Origin of the sequence: Amycolatopsis sp. NPDC057786 (assembly GCF_042797905.1) — a bacterium.
Classification (GTDB): domain Bacteria; phylum Actinomycetota; class Actinomycetes; order Mycobacteriales; family Pseudonocardiaceae; genus Amycolatopsis.
The window spans coordinates 1-14,549 of record NZ_JBHVKW010000151.1 but is presented as its reverse complement, the minus strand read 5'-3'; the positions used below and the strand labels follow the sequence as shown (position 1 = coordinate 14,549).

16 protein-coding genes are annotated in these 14,549 nt (G+C 69.4%); 11 read left to right on the top strand and 5 right to left on the bottom strand.

All coding sequences use genetic code 11. The features are described 5' to 3' along the window. The first annotated feature begins 236 nt into the window (after window positions 1-236). The 5 genes from dpgA (at window position 237) to ACFVM3_RS39890 (ending at window position 5,250) form a co-directional block, all read left to right on the top strand. Window positions 237-1,337, top strand: coding sequence for a 3,5-dihydroxyphenylacetyl-CoA synthase DpgA (gene dpgA, locus ACFVM3_RS39910; protein ID WP_378444977.1), 1,101 nt, complete (start codon window positions 237-239; stop codon window positions 1,335-1,337). Further along, the gene (gene dpgB, locus ACFVM3_RS39905; protein WP_378444976.1) at window positions 1,331-1,993 is read left to right on the top strand and encodes an enoyl-CoA-hydratase DpgB; all 663 of its coding nucleotides are present in this window, start codon (window positions 1,331-1,333) and stop codon (window positions 1,991-1,993) included. Before dpgA ends, dpgB begins: the two co-directional genes overlap by 7 nt. Then, window positions 1,990-3,207, top strand: coding sequence for a (3,5-dihydroxyphenyl)acetyl-CoA 1,2-dioxygenase DpgC (dpgC, locus tag ACFVM3_RS39900; protein ID WP_378444975.1), 1,218 nt, complete (start codon window positions 1,990-1,992; stop codon window positions 3,205-3,207). The genes dpgB and dpgC overlap by 4 nt, the downstream gene beginning before the upstream one ends. Then, window positions 3,204-4,001, top strand: a complete 798-nt coding sequence (gene dpgD / locus ACFVM3_RS39895) for an enoyl-CoA-hydratase DpgD (protein WP_378444974.1) — start codon at window positions 3,204-3,206, stop codon at window positions 3,999-4,001. Before dpgC ends, dpgD begins: the two co-directional genes overlap by 4 nt. 172 nt (window positions 4,002-4,173) lie before the next feature. Beyond that, window positions 4,174-5,250 (top strand): 3-deoxy-7-phosphoheptulonate synthase, encoded by a 1,077-nt coding sequence (locus ACFVM3_RS39890; protein ID WP_378444973.1) that lies wholly within the window; start codon window positions 4,174-4,176, stop codon window positions 5,248-5,250. 47 nt (window positions 5,251-5,297) lie between these two features. Here ACFVM3_RS39890 and ACFVM3_RS39885 read toward each other — a convergent pair whose 3' ends face one another. Further along, entirely contained in the window at window positions 5,298-5,699 is a 402-nt protein-coding gene (locus tag ACFVM3_RS39885) for a winged helix-turn-helix transcriptional regulator (protein ID WP_378444972.1), read from the bottom strand. A gap of 28 nt (window positions 5,700-5,727) precedes the next feature. Between ACFVM3_RS39885 and ACFVM3_RS39880 the strand changes: the two genes are divergently transcribed. Next, entirely contained in the window at window positions 5,728-6,291 is a 564-nt protein-coding gene (locus tag ACFVM3_RS39880; protein ID WP_378444971.1) for a hypothetical protein, read from the top strand. A 182-nt stretch (window positions 6,292-6,473) separates the two neighbouring features. Here the strand turns inward: ACFVM3_RS39880 and ACFVM3_RS39875 are convergent, their stop codons facing one another. Then, window positions 6,474-7,379, bottom strand: coding sequence for an oxidoreductase (locus tag ACFVM3_RS39875; protein WP_378444970.1), 906 nt, complete (start codon window positions 7,377-7,379; stop codon window positions 6,474-6,476). 86 nt (window positions 7,380-7,465) lie between these two features. On the opposite strand from ACFVM3_RS39875, the gene ACFVM3_RS39870 reads away from it, so the two are divergent. Continuing rightward, complete coding sequence (locus ACFVM3_RS39870; RefSeq protein WP_378444969.1) at window positions 7,466-8,122, top strand: DNA-binding response regulator; 657 nt, start codon at window positions 7,466-7,468, stop codon at window positions 8,120-8,122. Here ACFVM3_RS39870 and ACFVM3_RS39865 read toward each other — a convergent pair. After that, the gene (locus ACFVM3_RS39865) at window positions 8,119-9,000 is read right to left on the bottom strand and encodes an ADP-ribosylglycohydrolase family protein (RefSeq protein ID WP_378444968.1); all 882 of its coding nucleotides are present in this window, start codon (window positions 8,998-9,000) and stop codon (window positions 8,119-8,121) included. The two genes, ACFVM3_RS39870 and ACFVM3_RS39865, sit on opposite strands and share 4 nt — an antisense overlap. Before the next feature lie 334 nt (window positions 9,001-9,334). Here ACFVM3_RS39865 and ACFVM3_RS39860 point away from each other — a divergent pair, with 334 nt between their 5' ends. The 3 genes from ACFVM3_RS39860 (at window position 9,335) to ACFVM3_RS39850 (ending at window position 11,384) form a co-directional block, all read left to right on the top strand. Beyond that, window positions 9,335-9,649 carry a hypothetical protein gene (locus ACFVM3_RS39860; RefSeq protein WP_034313468.1) on the top strand — a complete coding sequence of 105 codons (315 nt, stop codon included), beginning with the start codon at window positions 9,335-9,337 and terminating at the stop codon, window positions 9,647-9,649. Window positions 9,650-9,683: 34 nt separating this feature from the next. Then, on the top strand, window positions 9,684-10,895 hold the full coding sequence (locus ACFVM3_RS39855) for a peptidoglycan-binding protein (protein WP_378444967.1): 1,212 nt from the start codon (window positions 9,684-9,686) through the stop codon (window positions 10,893-10,895). 78 nt (window positions 10,896-10,973) lie between these two features. Further along, window positions 10,974-11,384, top strand: coding sequence for a hypothetical protein (locus ACFVM3_RS39850; RefSeq protein ID WP_378444966.1), 411 nt, complete (start codon window positions 10,974-10,976; stop codon window positions 11,382-11,384). Between the two features lie 4 nt (window positions 11,385-11,388). Here the strand turns inward: ACFVM3_RS39850 and ACFVM3_RS39845 are convergent, their stop codons facing one another. Both ACFVM3_RS39845 and ACFVM3_RS39840 read right to left on the bottom strand, forming a co-directional pair. After that, the gene (locus ACFVM3_RS39845; protein WP_378444978.1) at window positions 11,389-12,375 is read right to left on the bottom strand and encodes a glycosyltransferase; all 987 of its coding nucleotides are present in this window, start codon (window positions 12,373-12,375) and stop codon (window positions 11,389-11,391) included. Window positions 12,376-12,427: 52 nt separating this feature from the next. Beyond that, window positions 12,428-13,054, bottom strand: a complete 627-nt coding sequence (locus ACFVM3_RS39840; RefSeq protein WP_378444965.1) for a TetR/AcrR family transcriptional regulator — start codon at window positions 13,052-13,054, stop codon at window positions 12,428-12,430. 112 nt (window positions 13,055-13,166) lie between these two features. On the opposite strand from ACFVM3_RS39840, the gene ACFVM3_RS39835 reads away from it, so the two are divergent. After that, entirely contained in the window at window positions 13,167-14,519 is a 1,353-nt protein-coding gene (locus tag ACFVM3_RS39835; RefSeq protein WP_378444964.1) for a flavin monoamine oxidase family protein, read from the top strand. Window positions 14,520-14,549 lie beyond the last annotated feature (30 nt).

Genomic DNA, 14,549 nt, shown 5'->3' with positions numbered 1-14,549 from the left:
CTTTCGGGACACCAGATGTCCCGAAAGTGGCTTTCGCGACATGCTCCCCGGGTCCCGAATCGTGAGCCGGTAACGGTTTCCGGCGCGAAAAGGCCTTGGACGCGTTGACCATCGAGATCCGCGAAGCCTAATTTCGGAATTGTCCACTGAGATCCGCGAAAGGTGAGACCAATGCCCGCTGCGCAGGTCAAGCAGCTGCTTCGGAGCAAGCTCAGAACATGGGGGTGGATGTACCGATGACTGCCATCATCGAACCGGCCGAAGACCTTTCCGTCCTCACCGGACTCACCGAGATCACCCGGTTCGCCGGCGTGGGGACCGCGGTCTCCTCGGCGTCCTACTCGCAGACCGAACTCATCGAGATCCTCGGCATCGAAGATCCGAAGATCCGCTCGGTCTTCCTGAACAGCGCCATCGAGCGGCGTTTCCTCACCCTGCCGCCGGAAGAGCCTGGCGGCGCACGCGCGGCCGAACCGCAGGGCGATCTGCTCGACAAGCACAAGAAGATCGCCGTCGACATGGGGTGCCGCGCGCTCGAAGCCTGCCTGAAGTCGGCGGGAGCGACGCTTTCGGACCTGCGTCACCTCTGCTGTGTCACCTCGACCGGATTCCTCACCCCCGGCCTCAGCGCGCTGATCATCCGCGAGCTGGGCATCGACCCGCACTGCAGCCGGTCGGACATCGTGGGCATGGGCTGCAACGCCGGTCTCAACGCGCTCAACGTGGTCGCGGGCTGGTCCGCGGCGCACCCTGGCGAACTCGGCGTCGTCCTGTGCAGCGAGGCGTGCTCCGCCGCCTACGCCCTGGACGGCACGATGCGGACCGCGGTGGTCAACAGTCTTTTCGGCGACGGATCCGCGGCGCTCGCGCTCGTTTCCGGTGACGGGCGTGTGCCGGGTCCGCGCGTCCTGAAATTCGCCAGCTACATCATCACCGACGCGGTCGACGCGATGCGCTACGACTGGGACCGTGACCAGGACCGGTTCAGTTTCTTCCTCGACCCGCAGATTCCCTACGTGGTCGGGGCGCACGCCGAAATCGTCATCGACCGGCTCCTGTCCGGGACGGGTCTGCGCCGCAGCGACATCGGCCACTGGCTGGTGCATTCCGGGGGGAAGAAGGTGATCGACGCGGTCGTCGTCAACCTCGGCCTGAGCCGGTACGACGTCCGCCACACCACCGGCGTGCTCCGCGACTACGGGAACCTCTCCAGCGGCTCCTTCCTCTTCTCCTACGAGCGGCTCGCCGACGAAGACGTCGCCCGCCCGGGGGACTACGGCGTGCTCATGACCATGGGGCCTGGCTCCACAATCGAAATGGCGCTTATTCAATGGTGACGCGTAACGAAAACAAGGGCGACCTGGTGCTGCGTTTCGACGGCTCCCGTCCGCTGTCCGCCGCGGCCGTCGAGGAGATCGCCGCGCTCTGCGACCGTGCCGAGGACCAGCGTGAGCCGGGACCGGTGACCGTCCACGTCACGGGTGCTCCGCCCGCTGATTGGGCGAAGGGGCTCGAGGTCGGCTTGGTGTCCAAATGGGAGCGGGCCGTGCGCCGGTTCGAACGTCTCGGCAGGCTCACGGCCGTGGTGGCATCGGGCGAATGCTCCGGGATGGCACTGGATCTCCTGCTCGCCGCCGACGTCCGGATCGCCGAGCCGGGTACCACCTTGCGGCTCGCGTCGGCGGGTGGCGGCACCTGGCCGGGGATGACCGTGTACCGGCTCACCAAGCAGGCGGGCGCGGCGGGCATCCGGCGTGCCGTGCTGCTCGGCACCCCGATCGGGACGGACCGGGCGCTCGCGCTCAACCTGATCGACGAGGTGTCCGGCGACCCGGCCGCGACACTGTCCTCATTGGACGGTGTCACGGACGGCGCCGAGGCGGCCATCCGGCGCCAGCTGATCTTCGAAGCGGGCTCGACCACCTTCGAGGAGGCACTCGGGTCCCATCTGGCCGCGGCGGACCGGGCCCTGCGGCGGGAAGCCAAGTCGTGACGACGGACAGCGCGCCAGGGCTCGATCTCCGGGCCCTGGCGGGCGAGGCCCACCGGGTCGACGACGAGATCCGGGCGGCGCGCACGGCCTTCGTCGAGGCGCACGCCGAAGAGATCTACGCCGAACTGACCGACGGCCGGACGCGGTACCTGCGCCTCGACGAACTCGTCCGGGCCGCCGCGCTCGCCTTCCCCGGTCTGGTGCCCTCGGAGCAGCAGATGGCGGCCGAGCGGTCGCGTCCGCAGGCGGAGAAGGAAGGGCGCGAGATCGACCAGGGCATCTTCCTGCGCGGGATCCTGCGCGCGCCGAAGGCCGGCCCGCATCTGCTCGACGCCATGCTCCGGCCCACCGCCAAGGCACAGCGGCTGCTGCCCGAATTCCTGGCGACCGGTGTCGTGGAGATGGAGGCCGTCCGGCTGGAACGCCGTGACGGCGTCGCGCACCTGACCCTGTGCCGCGACGACTGCCTGAACGCCGAGGACGCCCAGCAGGTCGACGACATGGAGACCGCGGTCGATCTGACGCTGCTCGACCCGTCCGTCCGGATGGGGCTGGTGCGGGGCGGGGTGATGAGCCATCCCCGCTATCTGGGGCGCCGGGTGTTCTGCGCGGGGATCAACCTCAAGAAGCTCAGCGCCGGTGAGATCCCGCTCGTCGACTTCCTCCTGCGGCGCGAAGCGGGCTATATCCAGAAGATCTTCCGCGGTCTGCTGACGGACGATTCCTGGCACTCCAGGTTCACCGACAAGCCCTGGATGGCGGCCGTCGATTCCTTCGCCATCGGCGGCGGGACCCAGCTGCTGCTGGTTTTCGACCACGTGCTGGCGGCGTCCGACGCGTACCTCAGCCTTCCGGCGGCGAAGGAGGGGATCATCCCCGGGGTGTCCAACTTCCGGCTTTCCCGAATCGCCGGGCCTCGTGTGGCCCGGCAGGTCATCCTCGGCGGCCGCAAGCTCCAGGCGGACGAGCCGGACGCCCGGTCGATCGTCGACGAGGTCGTCGCGCCGGAGGAAATGGACGCGGCGATCGACGGCGCGCTGGCCAGGCTCGACGGGGAGGCCGTGGTCGCCAACCGGCGCATGCTGAACCTGGCCGAGGAACCCCCGGAGGAGTTTCGCCGGTATATCGCGGAATTCGCGTTGCAGCAGGCCCTGCGCATCTACGGCGCGGACGTGATCGGCAAGGTGGACGGTTTCGCGGTGGGCTCGCGATGAGCGAAGACCCGGTGCGGTACGAAAAGAAGGACCACGTCGCGTACGTGACGATGAACCGGCCCGAAGTGCTGAACGCGATGGACCGGCGGATGCACGCGGAACTCGCCGGGGTCTGGGACGACGTCGAAGCCGACGACGACGTCCGTGCGGTGGTGCTGACGGGTGCGGGGGATCGCGCGTTCTCGGTCGGGCAGGACCTCAAGGAACGCGCGCGGCTGACCGAGGAAGGCGTCGAGGCGTCGACGTTCGGCAGCAGCGGTCAGCCGGGACATCCCCGGCTGACCGACCGGTTCACCCTGTCCAAACCGGTGGTCGGCCGTGTGCACGGCTACGCGCTGGGCGGTGGCTTCGAACTGGCGCTCGCGTGCGACATCGTCATCGCCTCCGACGAGGCGGTCTTCGCGTTGCCGGAGGTCCGGCTCGGGCTGATCGCCGGGGCGGGTGGCGTGTTCCGGTTGCCGCGGCAGCTTCCGCTGAAGGTGGCGATGGGCTATCTGCTGACCGGCCGCAGAATGGACGCGGCGACGGCCCTTCACCACGGACTGGTCAACGAAGTCGTGCCGTTCGCCGAATTGGACCGATGCGTCGCCGAATGGACCGAAAGCCTGGTGCGCGCCGCCCCGCTTTCGGTCCGCGCGATCAAGGAGGCCGCGCTGCGTTCGCTCGACCTTCCGCTGGAGGAAGCGTTCAAAACCTCGTATCACTGGGAAGAACGGCGACGGGCCAGTGCGGACGCGAGCGAAGGCGCCCGTGCCTTCGCCGAGAAACGGGATCCGATCTGGACCGGTCGCTGAATTCGGGTTGGACCATTGTTCCGGGTGGCGGTTGGTGGAAGATTCCGGAGTAAGAGACTTTCTCGCTCGAACAACGCCGGGTTTGTTTCTTCGTTCACCCGAGACCGCCGTCCGGGCCGGAAATCCCGGCTTTCCCTTCGCCCGGTGCCGGCAGAAATCCTGGATATCTGTGATGACAACCCTCGCCACGGTCGAACTCGACAACCAGCGCATCGACCGGATGGTCCCGCTGGTCACGCCCGCCCTGCTGCACCACGAGCTGCCGCTCGGCGCCAACGCGGCCGACACGGTGCGCCACGGCAGGGAAAACGTCCTGCGCGTCCTCGACGGCACGGACGACCGGCTGCTCGTGATCGCCGGGCCCTGTTCCATCCACGACCCCGCGGCGGCGCTCGAATACGCCGACCGCCTCGCCGCCCTCGCCGGCCGGTTCTCCGACGATCTCCTGGTCGTCATGCGCGTGTACTTCGAGAAGCCCCGGACGGTCGGCGGCTGGAAGGGGCTCATCAACGACCCTCACCTCGACGGCACCGGCGACGTCAACCGCGGCCTGCGCATCGCCAGGGATCTGCTCCTCGAACTCGCCGAGGGCGGCCTGCCCGCCGCGTGCGAATGGCTGGACACCACGATCCCGGCGTACCTCGCCGACACCGTCTCGTGGGGCGCGATCGGCGCCCGCACGGTGGAAAGCCAGAACCACCGCATGCTGGCCAGCGGGCTGTCCATGCCGGTCGGCTTCAAGAACCGCCGGGACGGCGATGTCACCGTCGCCGTCGACGCCATCCGTGCCGCCGAAGCGCGCCACGTCGTTCCCGGCGTCGACCCCAGTGGCCTGCCCGCGATCCTGCACACGGTCGGCAATCCGGACTGCCATCTCGTACTGCGCGGCGGCAACAGCGCGCCCAACCACAACCCGGCGTCCGTCCGCGCGGCGCTCACCACCCTGCAGAACGCGGGACTGCCCCGGCGCGTGGTGATCGACGCCAGCCACGACAACAGCCGCAAGGACCACCTGCGGCAGGCCGTCGTCGCCGACCAGATCGCCGAACAGATCAAGAACGGTCAGCGCGGCATCGTCGGCGTCATGCTCGAATCCAACCTCAAGGCGGGCCGCCAGGACCTCCACCCGGACCGGCCGCTCACCTACGGCCAGTCCATCACGGACGCCTGCATCGACATCGCCGCCACCCAGGAGGTGCTTCAGACCCTCGCCACGGCGACCGCCGCCCGCCGAGCCGGAATACGGTGAGTTCGCCGTTCAATCACGCGAGTTACGTCTCTGATCACGCGAGTTCGCTATCCGATCGACTCGGCGCAGCTCATCGCCGGGTTCGGCGCGGCGTCGCCACGGGTGCGCTCGAGGTGCGTTTCGCCCCAGACCCTCACTTCCTCGACCACCGGCAGGACCGTCGTCCCGTAAGGAGTGAGCCGGTAGATGACGCGTGCCGGGACGGGCCCGGTCACCACACGTTCGACGAGCCCGTCGGCCTCGAGTTCGCGCAACTGCTCGGCCAGCACCTTGGGTGTGATGGGGGCGCCCCGGCGGCGGAGGCCGGCGAAATGGGACTCGCCGTGGGCGAGCCAGTACACCAGCGTCAGCTTCCATTTCCCGCCGATCGCGGCGAACGCGGCCGCCATCGGGCAGCCGGGCAGCGGGTTGGGACGCGGAAGGTTACTCGCAGGTGCCTTCTTGTCCATGGTCGTCCTCCGCTCGGATAGTCGGACCATGACCGTGCCATACAAACGAATGCTGACAGTGGGCCTTTCGGCCCTGATGCTGATCGCCACGGCCGCGTCGGGCGCCGCCTCGACTTCGCCAGACGGGCAACGCGCGTTCGACTGGGAGATCGGCACCTGGCGCTCCACGGTGCGGGTACTCGCCGAGCCGCTTTCGGAGTCCGCGGACCAGTGGCTCCTCTTCGCGGGCACCAGCACCGTCCGCCCGCTCATGGACCGGCGGGCGAACGTCCTCGAATTCGAGGTCTCGGGCCCGAACGGGCGCATCGACGCGCTCAACCTGCGGCTGTACGAACCGCAGGCGGGGCGGTGGAGCCTGACCTTCGTCAACATGCGGGACGGCCTGCTCACCCCTTCGGTCCATGGCGGTTTCCGCGACGGCGTCGGCGAATTCCACGGTGACGACCAGCTCGGCGGCCGTCCGATCAAGGTGCGCTTCCTCGTCTTCCGGCAAGGCCCGGACGAGGCGCGCTTCGAGCAGGCGTTCTCGGCCGACGGCGGGACGACCTGGGAGACGAACTGGGTCGCCGTGGACCACCGGATCCGCCGGTGAGGTCCCGTGTCGGGGATTTCGCGTGTCTGGATGGACGACACGCGTGACTGGACGGACGACACACGTGTTCAGCTTGACGACTCGCGGCGGAACTCCCGCTGCGCGTCGTGTCGTCCCATCGGTCACGACCACCTGTACCCACGTCGGGTCGTGAGAGTCCGCGACCAACCGCGACCCCCGCGCTAGCCCGCGACCGAGCCGACACCGTCGAGCAGCGCCAGTTCCTCCTCGCTCAATCGCAGACCGCCAGCCGCGACGTTCTCCTCCAGATGCCTGGGGTCACCGGTCCCGGGGATGGCGAGCACGTGCGCGCCGCGGTGCAGCGTCCAGGCGAGCCGGATCTGCGCCGGGGTCGCGTCGTGTGCCGCGGCGACCTTCGCGACCTCGGCCTGCCCCGGAACGGCGTCGGTCGTGGCGGCGCCGGGAAGCGAAGTGGTGACGGCGAAGAAGGGCACGAACGCGACGCCGTGCTCACCGCACAGGTCGACGAGCGCGTCGTCCTCCCGGTCGGCCAGGCCGTAGCGGTTCTGCACGCAGACCACCGGAGCGATGGACAGAGCCTCGGTCAGCTGGTCCGCCACGACGTTGGAAACACCCAGATGGCGGATCAGACCGGCCTCGCGCAGGTCCGCCAGCGCGCCGAAGTGTTCGGCCACCGAGCCGGGTTCCTTGCCCATCGCGGCGCCCCAGCGCAGATTGACGACGTCGAGGTGGTCGAGGCCGAGCTGCCGGATGTTCTCTTCGACCTGACCGCGGAGCTGGTCCGGGCGGGCGAAGGAGAATTCGCCGTCGCGGGAGCGGCAGGCGCCGACTTTCGTGGTGATCACGAGGTTCTCGGGATAGGGCTGGAGCGCGGTACTGATCAACTCGTTCGCCGAGCGCGTGGGCGTGAAGTAGAACGAAGCGGTGTCGATATGGTCGACGCCGAGTTCGATCGCGCGGCGCAGGACGGCGATCGCGGACTCGCGGCTCTTGGGCTTCTCGTCCCACGGCATCCCGGTCAGCCGCATCGCGCCGAGGCCGAGCCGGTTGACGGTCAGGTCGCCGAGCCGCCAAGTACCGGCGGAGTTGTCGTGAAGGTTCGTCATGACCACCAGCGTCGCGACGGGCCCGTCCGTAGTCAGAAAATGGCAACAAACTGCCAGCCGGTCGCGGCTCGGGCAGTATCGATGCCATGCGGACGAGTGATGCGGTGACGGTCGTGCGCGGCGAAGAGGAGCTGTTCCGCCGGATCGGGCACCTGTTCCCGACCGTGACCGACCTGGCGTGCGCCGCCAACGACCTCGCGACCTGGGTGGCCGAGCGCAGATCCGACGAACTCACCGCGGCCGCCGAACGCCGGGCGGGCCAGGTGCGGATCCGCAAGATCTACCGCGCCGGTCTGCTGCTCGACCAGGGAGCCGCGCAGGAGCTCGCGAGGGTCCGCGACCGGTTCGGAGCCCAGATCCGGATTTCGACCGAGGACGTCAACGAGACGATCGTGATGGACGGCAGGCTCGTCATCCTGGCGGGCGACCTCGTCGCCGGGCAGCGCGGCTACAGCGTCATCACCCAGCCCGAAACCGTGCAGGGCGTGATGTCGCTGTTCGAGGCGACCTGGCGAGGGGCGACCGATCTCGCCGTCTTCGACGCGCAGGTGTCCGAGATCCGGCTGCTCGCGCCCGCCGTGCTGGACCTGCTCGGCAGCGGCGTCAAGGACGAAGCCGCCGCCCGGAGCCTCGGCCTCGGCGTGCGGACCTACCGGCGACGGGTGGCCGAGCTGATGGCGGCGCTGGGTGCCGAGTCCCGTTTCCAGGCGGGCGTCCGGGCCCGCGAACTGGGCTTGGTTTAGACGGCCCAGCCGGGGAGCGGTTCGCAAGCGGCCCGCCACGACGCCGGCAGGCCTTCGGCACCGACGCGCGCCGCGACGATGCCGCCGACGATGGCGCACGTGGTGTCGATGTCGCCACCGGCGCCGGCCGTGGTCCAAAAGGCCCGCTCGTAGTCATCGAGGTTGCGGGCCGCCGCCCACAGGGTGAAGGGCACGGTGTCGTGGGCGCCGGTGTGGCTGCCGTTGCCCAGTTTCCGGGCGGCGATCGCGGCCGAGGGCTCCTGAACCAGGCCCACGGCGTCGCGGACGCCGTCGTGCACGCGGCCCGGCGGAACCCGCCGCAGCACCTGGTCGAGAAAGTCCTCCGGTGACGGCGAGCCGGGGGCGGCGGCCAGCGCGGCGGCGACGGCGACGGCGATCGCACCCGCGACACCGTCCGGATGGCGGTGGGTCACCTCGGCCGAAAGCGCCGCCTGGCGGGCGGCCTCGTCGAGGTCGCCGGCGAACCAGGCACCGAGCGGCGCGACGCGCATGGCCGCGCCGTTGCCCCAGGAGCCCTGCCCGTCGAACAGGTCCGTGGCCAGTTCACGCCACGAGCCGCCCTCGCGGACGAGCCGGAGCAGACGGTTCATGGACGGCCCGTAGCCGCGGTCGAAGTCGTGGTGTTCCGCGAAGCTCGCGGCCAGCAGGTCTTGGTCGACGTGGCCGGTCCGGTCCAGCACGGCGAAAACGGAACACGCCATTTCGGCGTCGTCGGTCCATTGCCAGGGGCTCGGTGGTGGTTGCCGCCGTTCCCAGGCGTCGCGGTTGTCGGGGACGAAGAACTGGGAACCCAGTGCGTCGCCGAGGGCCAATCCGTACAAGGAGTTCAAGGCGCGAGTGCGCCGGTCGATGGTCATCGCGGCCCATCCTGGCAAACGGCCAGATCTCCGGGGAAGGCATTTTCTCGCGCACGCCGCCCACCCGACCGGGTGAGAACCGGCTACGGAAAGTAGCTCAGGCCGTCCGGTATCCCGCTGTCCAAGGGCGCCGGGAGGGTAAGATCTTGCCGCCGAGGACGCCGGTGAAATCTTCCGGGAACCAACGCGCGGCCGGATGCGTCGGTGTACACGAACGGCGTCATCGCGTTTCGGGAAACGGTGCGCACGCGTGGGTGGGAACTCATAGGGTGCGCGGTAGAGCAGTGTGGGTCAGGCAAGCACGCGCGCAGGCGCCGGACTGGAGGGATCATTCATGACTCGCCGATTCGATCCAGAGCAGATCGCCGCGCTGGCCAAGAAGGTCGGCGGGCTCAAGGACGGCTACAGCGGCGCGGGCAAGGACCTGGGCGACGGTGATCCCGGAGGCGCGTTCGGCGACCTGAAGAACGCGGCCAGCACGGGGACCACGATGAAGGGTTTCCACCGCGGCGTGAACGCCGAACTGGCGGCCGCCGCGAAGCTGGTCGACGCCGCGTCGAACGCACTGGCCAACGCCGCGCAGCGCATGCGGAACGACGAAGCCGCGGGTGTCGACACCCTCCGCGGCGGCGCCCGCGAGCGGGACTGATCGGACTGAAGACGGGAACCAGGGGGATTTACCGATGACCACCGCGGAGCGGAATCCGAGCACGCTCGACGACCCGTCGCACGACCGTCCGAAGTCGTTGGACGCCATCGACAAACACGCCCAGCAGGCGCAGAAGCTCAATTCGAGCGCGGTCAACGACCAGGCGAGGAAGGTCGGCGGCGCGGCGACGAGGGCGAACGACCTCGGCGACGACCTCAAGGTCTTCCGCGACGACGTCCTCCGCAACTGGGAGGGCAAGGACGCCGACGCCGTCGCCGAACACCTCGAAAAGCTCGGCAAGGCCAGCTACAAGGTGAGCGACAAGGCCGAGGCCGCCAAGAACATCCTCCAGCGGGTGTCCGAGATCCTCGACGAGGTCAAGAAGAAGGTCGCACAGCTCGCCCAGGAAGCCAACGACAAGGACGCGGACAACCGCAAGCTGATCGACGCGGCCCGCCGCCGGAAGAACAGCTCGAAGGACGACAACGAGATCGCCGCCGCCGCGACGGATATCGAGCGGCTCCGGCAGCTCAACGAAAAAGACTCGAACGGCAAGAAGGACGAGATCGAGAAGGCGCTGGACGACGCCGAGAAGCAGATCGACGATCTCCTCAAGCCGCTCGGCCTGGAGATCGAAGGCGGTTTCATCGAGCTCATCCCCGCCGACGACGGCCAGACCACGGCGTCGAGCGTCAACGCGAAGCCGGTCAACTCCAACGTGGGCAGTGCGCCCAGCTACGGCGGGGGAGACGGCGGCGGTGGTGGCGGAGGCGGCGGCGGTGGCGGCGGCCCCGCCGGGGTGCCGGGCGACGGCAGGCCCGCGAAGCCGATCGACGCGCGGGGCGACAACCCGGCGAAGATCGCCGAGCAGTTCCTCGGCCGCAACGCCGGCGACCTCAAGGGCAGCGGCGAGCTGCCCGCCATGCAGTCTTGGGTGCCCAACAACGTCAACTGCGCGAACTTCGTTTCCGGCTGTCTCGAGGCGGCGGGCCTGATCGACAAGGGCCAGGCCAGTGCCTCGGTCGCGGGCCTGACGGCCAACCTCGAAGCGGACGGCTGGAAGTCGGTGCCGCTCTCCGAAGCGAAACCCGGCGACGTGGTCATCTCGAACAACGGCGGGCACGTCGTGTTGTACGCGGGCGATGGCCAGTTCATCGGTTCGAACAACGTCAACCCCGACGGTTCGCAGAAGATCAGCATGGGCGGCGGTGGCGGCCTCGTGAAGATCCTCACCCCGCCGACCTGATCCGACAGACCGCCAGAGCAGCACCGGGCAGGCTGACGCGTTCGCTCGCGTCGCTGCCCGCCAGTGGGAGGTAGCTCGATGTACACCCCGTCCGCACGACCCGTCCCGGTGTCGCTGAATCCCGGCGACCCGGTCCGGGAAGCGGTACTCCAGGCCGCCACCGCCCGGCTCGACCAGGAATTCGGCGATCGGGTCCAGGTGGCCGTCGAACAGCTCGACCGGCTGGGTCCGTGGGTCTTCCTGCAGGGGACGATGCGCGGCACCGAACCCGGTCGGTCCTACTACGCCGGCACCATCTACGAGAACAAGCGGGCCGACGGCGTCATGTCCGACGTCTACGTCGCCCTGCTCAAGAAGCGGAGCGAGACGAACGTCGACGACGACCCGCGGTCCTGGCGGGTGGCCAACTGCGCCATCGGCCCGACCGACGTCGCCTGGCTGACCTGGCCGGACGAGCACGAAGTGCCGCAGGAGCTTTTCGGGTTCTGACCCGTCACGAGGCCCAGTCCGGCAGCGCGCGGGCGATCTCGGCGGGGGAGGGCATCAGGGCGATCTCTTCGGCGATCGCCCTGGCCGCGTCGCGATGGGCGTTCCGCCCCAGCAGGCTCCCGACGTGTTCGGTGACGGCTTCCGCGCTCGGTTCGCCGGGCTGAAGGCTCAGCGCGGCACCCGCCGCGCACAGGGCTTCGGCGTTGGCGAACTGGTCGGCTCCCTGCGGGAGGATCAGCTGCGGGACGCCGACGGAGAGCGCGCCGAGGGTCGTGCCGCTGCCGCCGTGGTGCACGACCACGTCGACATGCGGCAGCAGATCCGCTTGCGGGATCCACGGCCGCACCGTCACGTCGTCCGGTACGGCGCCGAGTTCCTCCGGGCGGACCCGCCCCGAGGCGACCACCACGTGCGCGCCGAGCGGAGCCAGCCCCCGGAGCACGGTGGTGAGCACTTCCGGCGTGCCGAAGGCGGTGCCGAGCGTCAGATAGATCAGCGGGCGAGCGGACTTTTCGACGCGCCACGGGGGCACCGCCGGTTCGGAGTACGGCACCGGGCGCAGTGCGACGCGTTCGGCCGTCGCGAGAAAGTTCTTGTCCTGCAAGGACTGTGGGCAGATGTCGAGATGCGGCCGGTCGGGGCGCGCCGGCCGCTCTAGCCCGATTCCGTCGGGGAACAGGCGGCCGAACCCGTGCCAGAGTCCGGGGATCCCGGCGCGCTCGGCGGCGACGGCCACCCCGGGTTGTCCCCATTCGTGCACGACGAGGTCGGGTCGTAGCCGTGCCAGTTCCGGTTCGAGATCCTCGGCGTAGATCTCGTAGAACGCGTCCGCCGGGCGAAAGGGCCTGAGACCGTTCCTGAGCAGCGGCGGGTGGACGTTCTCGCCGGCGGCGAAACGCACCTCGTGTCCGGCGTCCCTGGCGGCGATCGCGAGCGGGATCAGCGGATAGGTATGGCCGACCGACGCAAGGCTGGCGAACAGGACTCGCATGCGCACCGGTTTCATTAAGATGTTCAACCCAGATGTTGACAGCATCTGAATGCTACCGCGGCTGCTTGGTGCGCGTCGCGACCGGTTGCGGATCCGCCAGCAGCACGATCATGTCGAGCGCTCGTTCGAGGTCGCCGCGGGCGCGCGCCGGGTCGGGATGGGCCACGTACTGCAGGATCAGGCCGTCGACGGAGGCCAGCGCGAGCCGGCCCAGCGTGTCGAAGCCGACGGCGCAGCGTTCGCCGGCGGCGATGGCGGCCTGTTCGCAGAGCCTGGTCACGAGCGAGATGTAGGCGTCGTACTGGGATCGGGCAAGGTCCGGTGCCTCGCTCCGCAACGAGTAGGTGGAGAGCTCGTACTGCATGATCTGGAGCCCCACGTCGCCCTCGACGAGCTTGTCCCAGAACGTCGTCATGCCCGTCCGGAGCGCGTGCTCGAAACCTCGGTCCGGGTCGAGGCCACTGCGCAGCGCGTCGGAGATTTCGTCGACGACCGTGCCGATGACCGCGCGCAGCAGCTGGTCCTTGCTCGGGAATACGTAGTGCAGGGTGCCCAGCGAGATCCCCGCTTCGGCGGCCACCCCGCGGAGAGTGGTCCCGGGGACGCCGACGGTGCTGAGCACCCGGATCGCCGCGGTGACGATCTGCCCCTCGCGTTCCGCCGCCTTCACGTAGGCCATCCGGCTTCTCCTTCGTCGGTCCTGTCCGAGTTTCGCATATCGGCTCTTGTGCCGGGTGGAAGCCTGTCCTACTTTAAGTCGGACAACCGACCGACAATTTGGGGAGCCTGCGGTGCACACTGTCGATGTCGTGGTGATCGGAGCCGGCCTCGCGGGGTTGACGGCCGCTCGCGCGCTGACCGGCGCGGGGCGCACGGTCGCCGTGCTGGAGGCGCGGGACCGGGTGGCGGGCCGCAACCTCGGTCGTGAACTGGTCAATGGGGTGCCGGTCGAGCTGGGCGGCCAATGGATCGGCCGGACGCAGACCGAGGTCCTGAAACTGGTCGCCGAACTCGGCCTCGAGACGTTTCCGACTTACGACGACGGAGCGGCCGTGACGATCTACAACGGCAGGCGCACCACCTACACCGGCGAAACGTTCGGGCTGTCGGATCGGGCGGCGCTCGAAGCCGGCCGGATGAAGTTCGAACTCGAGGCGTTGGCCGAGACGGTGTCGCTCTCCTCTCCGTGGACGTCACCCGAAGCCGCGGAGCTGGACCGCAAAACCCTGGACGAATGGCTTCGCGCCGCCACGGACGACGCCGAGGCCCTCGCGTTCTGGGGAGCCGTCGTCCCCGCCGTGTTCTCCGCGGAACCGGCGGAGATGTCGTTGCTGCACTTCCTGTTCTACGTCAAATCCGCGGGCTCGCTGGACATCCTCGTCGGCACCACCGGCGGTGCGCAGGAACTGCGTGTCGTGGGCGGCACCCACCTGATCTCCGAGCGGCTCGCCGAGCGGCTGGGTGACGTCGTCACGCTCGGCGTACCGGTCCGCGGCATCGTCCACCACGCGGACGGCGTCGAGGTGTGCCACGACGGCGGGCGGATCGCCGCCCAGCGGGTGATCGTGGCGATCCCGCCCACGCTGGCGGGGCGGCTGCGCTACGAGCCGGCGCTCCCGGCGGCGCGCGACGGGCTGACCCAGCAGATCCCGATGGGCAGCGTGATCAAGGTGCAGGTGGCCTACCCGGCGCCGTTCTGGCGCGACGCCGGGCTCAACGGGTTCGCGTTCAACCTGGACGACCCGCTGTGCGTCACCCTGGACAACTCGCCGCCGGACGGTTCGTGCGGCGTCCTCGTCGGCTTCTTCGAGGGCGCCCACGCCCGCGAGGTCGCCCGCCTGTCGCCCCGGGAACGCCGCGAGGCAGCGGTGGCCACGCTGGTGAAGCAGTTCGGGCCGGGAGCGGCGGACCCGATCGATTACGTCGAACAGAACTGGATGGAGGAGGAGCACACCCGCGGCTGCTACGGCGGCCGCCTCGGCGCGGGCGGGTGGACCCAGTACGGGGCCGCGCTGGCCGAACCGGTCGGTCGGATCCATTGGGCGGGCGCGGAGACCTCGGACATCTGGAACGGCTACATGGACGGCGCCGTCCGTTCCGGGCATCGCGCCGCCGCCGAAGCGCTCGCGCTTTTGGAGCGGTGAACGCCGGAAACCGGCGGCCGGGTGGATGCC

What these genes read in the sequence shown, in the direction of transcription:
- ACFVM3_RS39855 (WP_378444967.1), top strand. Translation starts at nt 9,684, where the DNA reads ATGACCACCGCGGAGCGGAATCCGAGCACGCTCGACGACCCGTCGCAC.
- dpgA (WP_378444977.1), top strand. Translation starts at nt 237, where the DNA reads ATGACTGCCATCATCGAACCGGCCGAAGACCTTTCCGTCCTCACCGGA.
- dpgB (WP_378444976.1), top strand. Translation starts at nt 1,331, where the DNA reads ATGGTGACGCGTAACGAAAACAAGGGCGACCTGGTGCTGCGTTTCGAC.
- ACFVM3_RS39885 (WP_378444972.1), bottom strand. Translation starts at nt 5,699, where the DNA reads ATGGACAAGAAGGCACCTGCGAGTAACCTTCCGCGTCCCAACCCGCTG.
- ACFVM3_RS39890 (WP_378444973.1), top strand. Translation starts at nt 4,174, where the DNA reads ATGACAACCCTCGCCACGGTCGAACTCGACAACCAGCGCATCGACCGG.
- ACFVM3_RS39850 (WP_378444966.1), top strand. Translation starts at nt 10,974, where the DNA reads ATGTACACCCCGTCCGCACGACCCGTCCCGGTGTCGCTGAATCCCGGC.
- ACFVM3_RS39875 (WP_378444970.1), bottom strand. Translation starts at nt 7,379, where the DNA reads ATGACGAACCTTCACGACAACTCCGCCGGTACTTGGCGGCTCGGCGAC.
- ACFVM3_RS39840 (WP_378444965.1), bottom strand. Translation starts at nt 13,054, where the DNA reads ATGGCCTACGTGAAGGCGGCGGAACGCGAGGGGCAGATCGTCACCGCG.
- dpgD (WP_378444974.1), top strand. Translation starts at nt 3,204, where the DNA reads ATGAGCGAAGACCCGGTGCGGTACGAAAAGAAGGACCACGTCGCGTAC.
- ACFVM3_RS39860 (WP_034313468.1), top strand. Translation starts at nt 9,335, where the DNA reads ATGACTCGCCGATTCGATCCAGAGCAGATCGCCGCGCTGGCCAAGAAG.
- ACFVM3_RS39870 (WP_378444969.1), top strand. Translation starts at nt 7,466, where the DNA reads ATGCGGACGAGTGATGCGGTGACGGTCGTGCGCGGCGAAGAGGAGCTG.
- ACFVM3_RS39865 (WP_378444968.1), bottom strand. Translation starts at nt 9,000, where the DNA reads ATGACCATCGACCGGCGCACTCGCGCCTTGAACTCCTTGTACGGATTG.
- ACFVM3_RS39845 (WP_378444978.1), bottom strand. Translation starts at nt 12,375, where the DNA reads ATGCGAGTCCTGTTCGCCAGCCTTGCGTCGGTCGGCCATACCTATCCG.
- ACFVM3_RS39880 (WP_378444971.1), top strand. Translation starts at nt 5,728, where the DNA reads ATGACCGTGCCATACAAACGAATGCTGACAGTGGGCCTTTCGGCCCTG.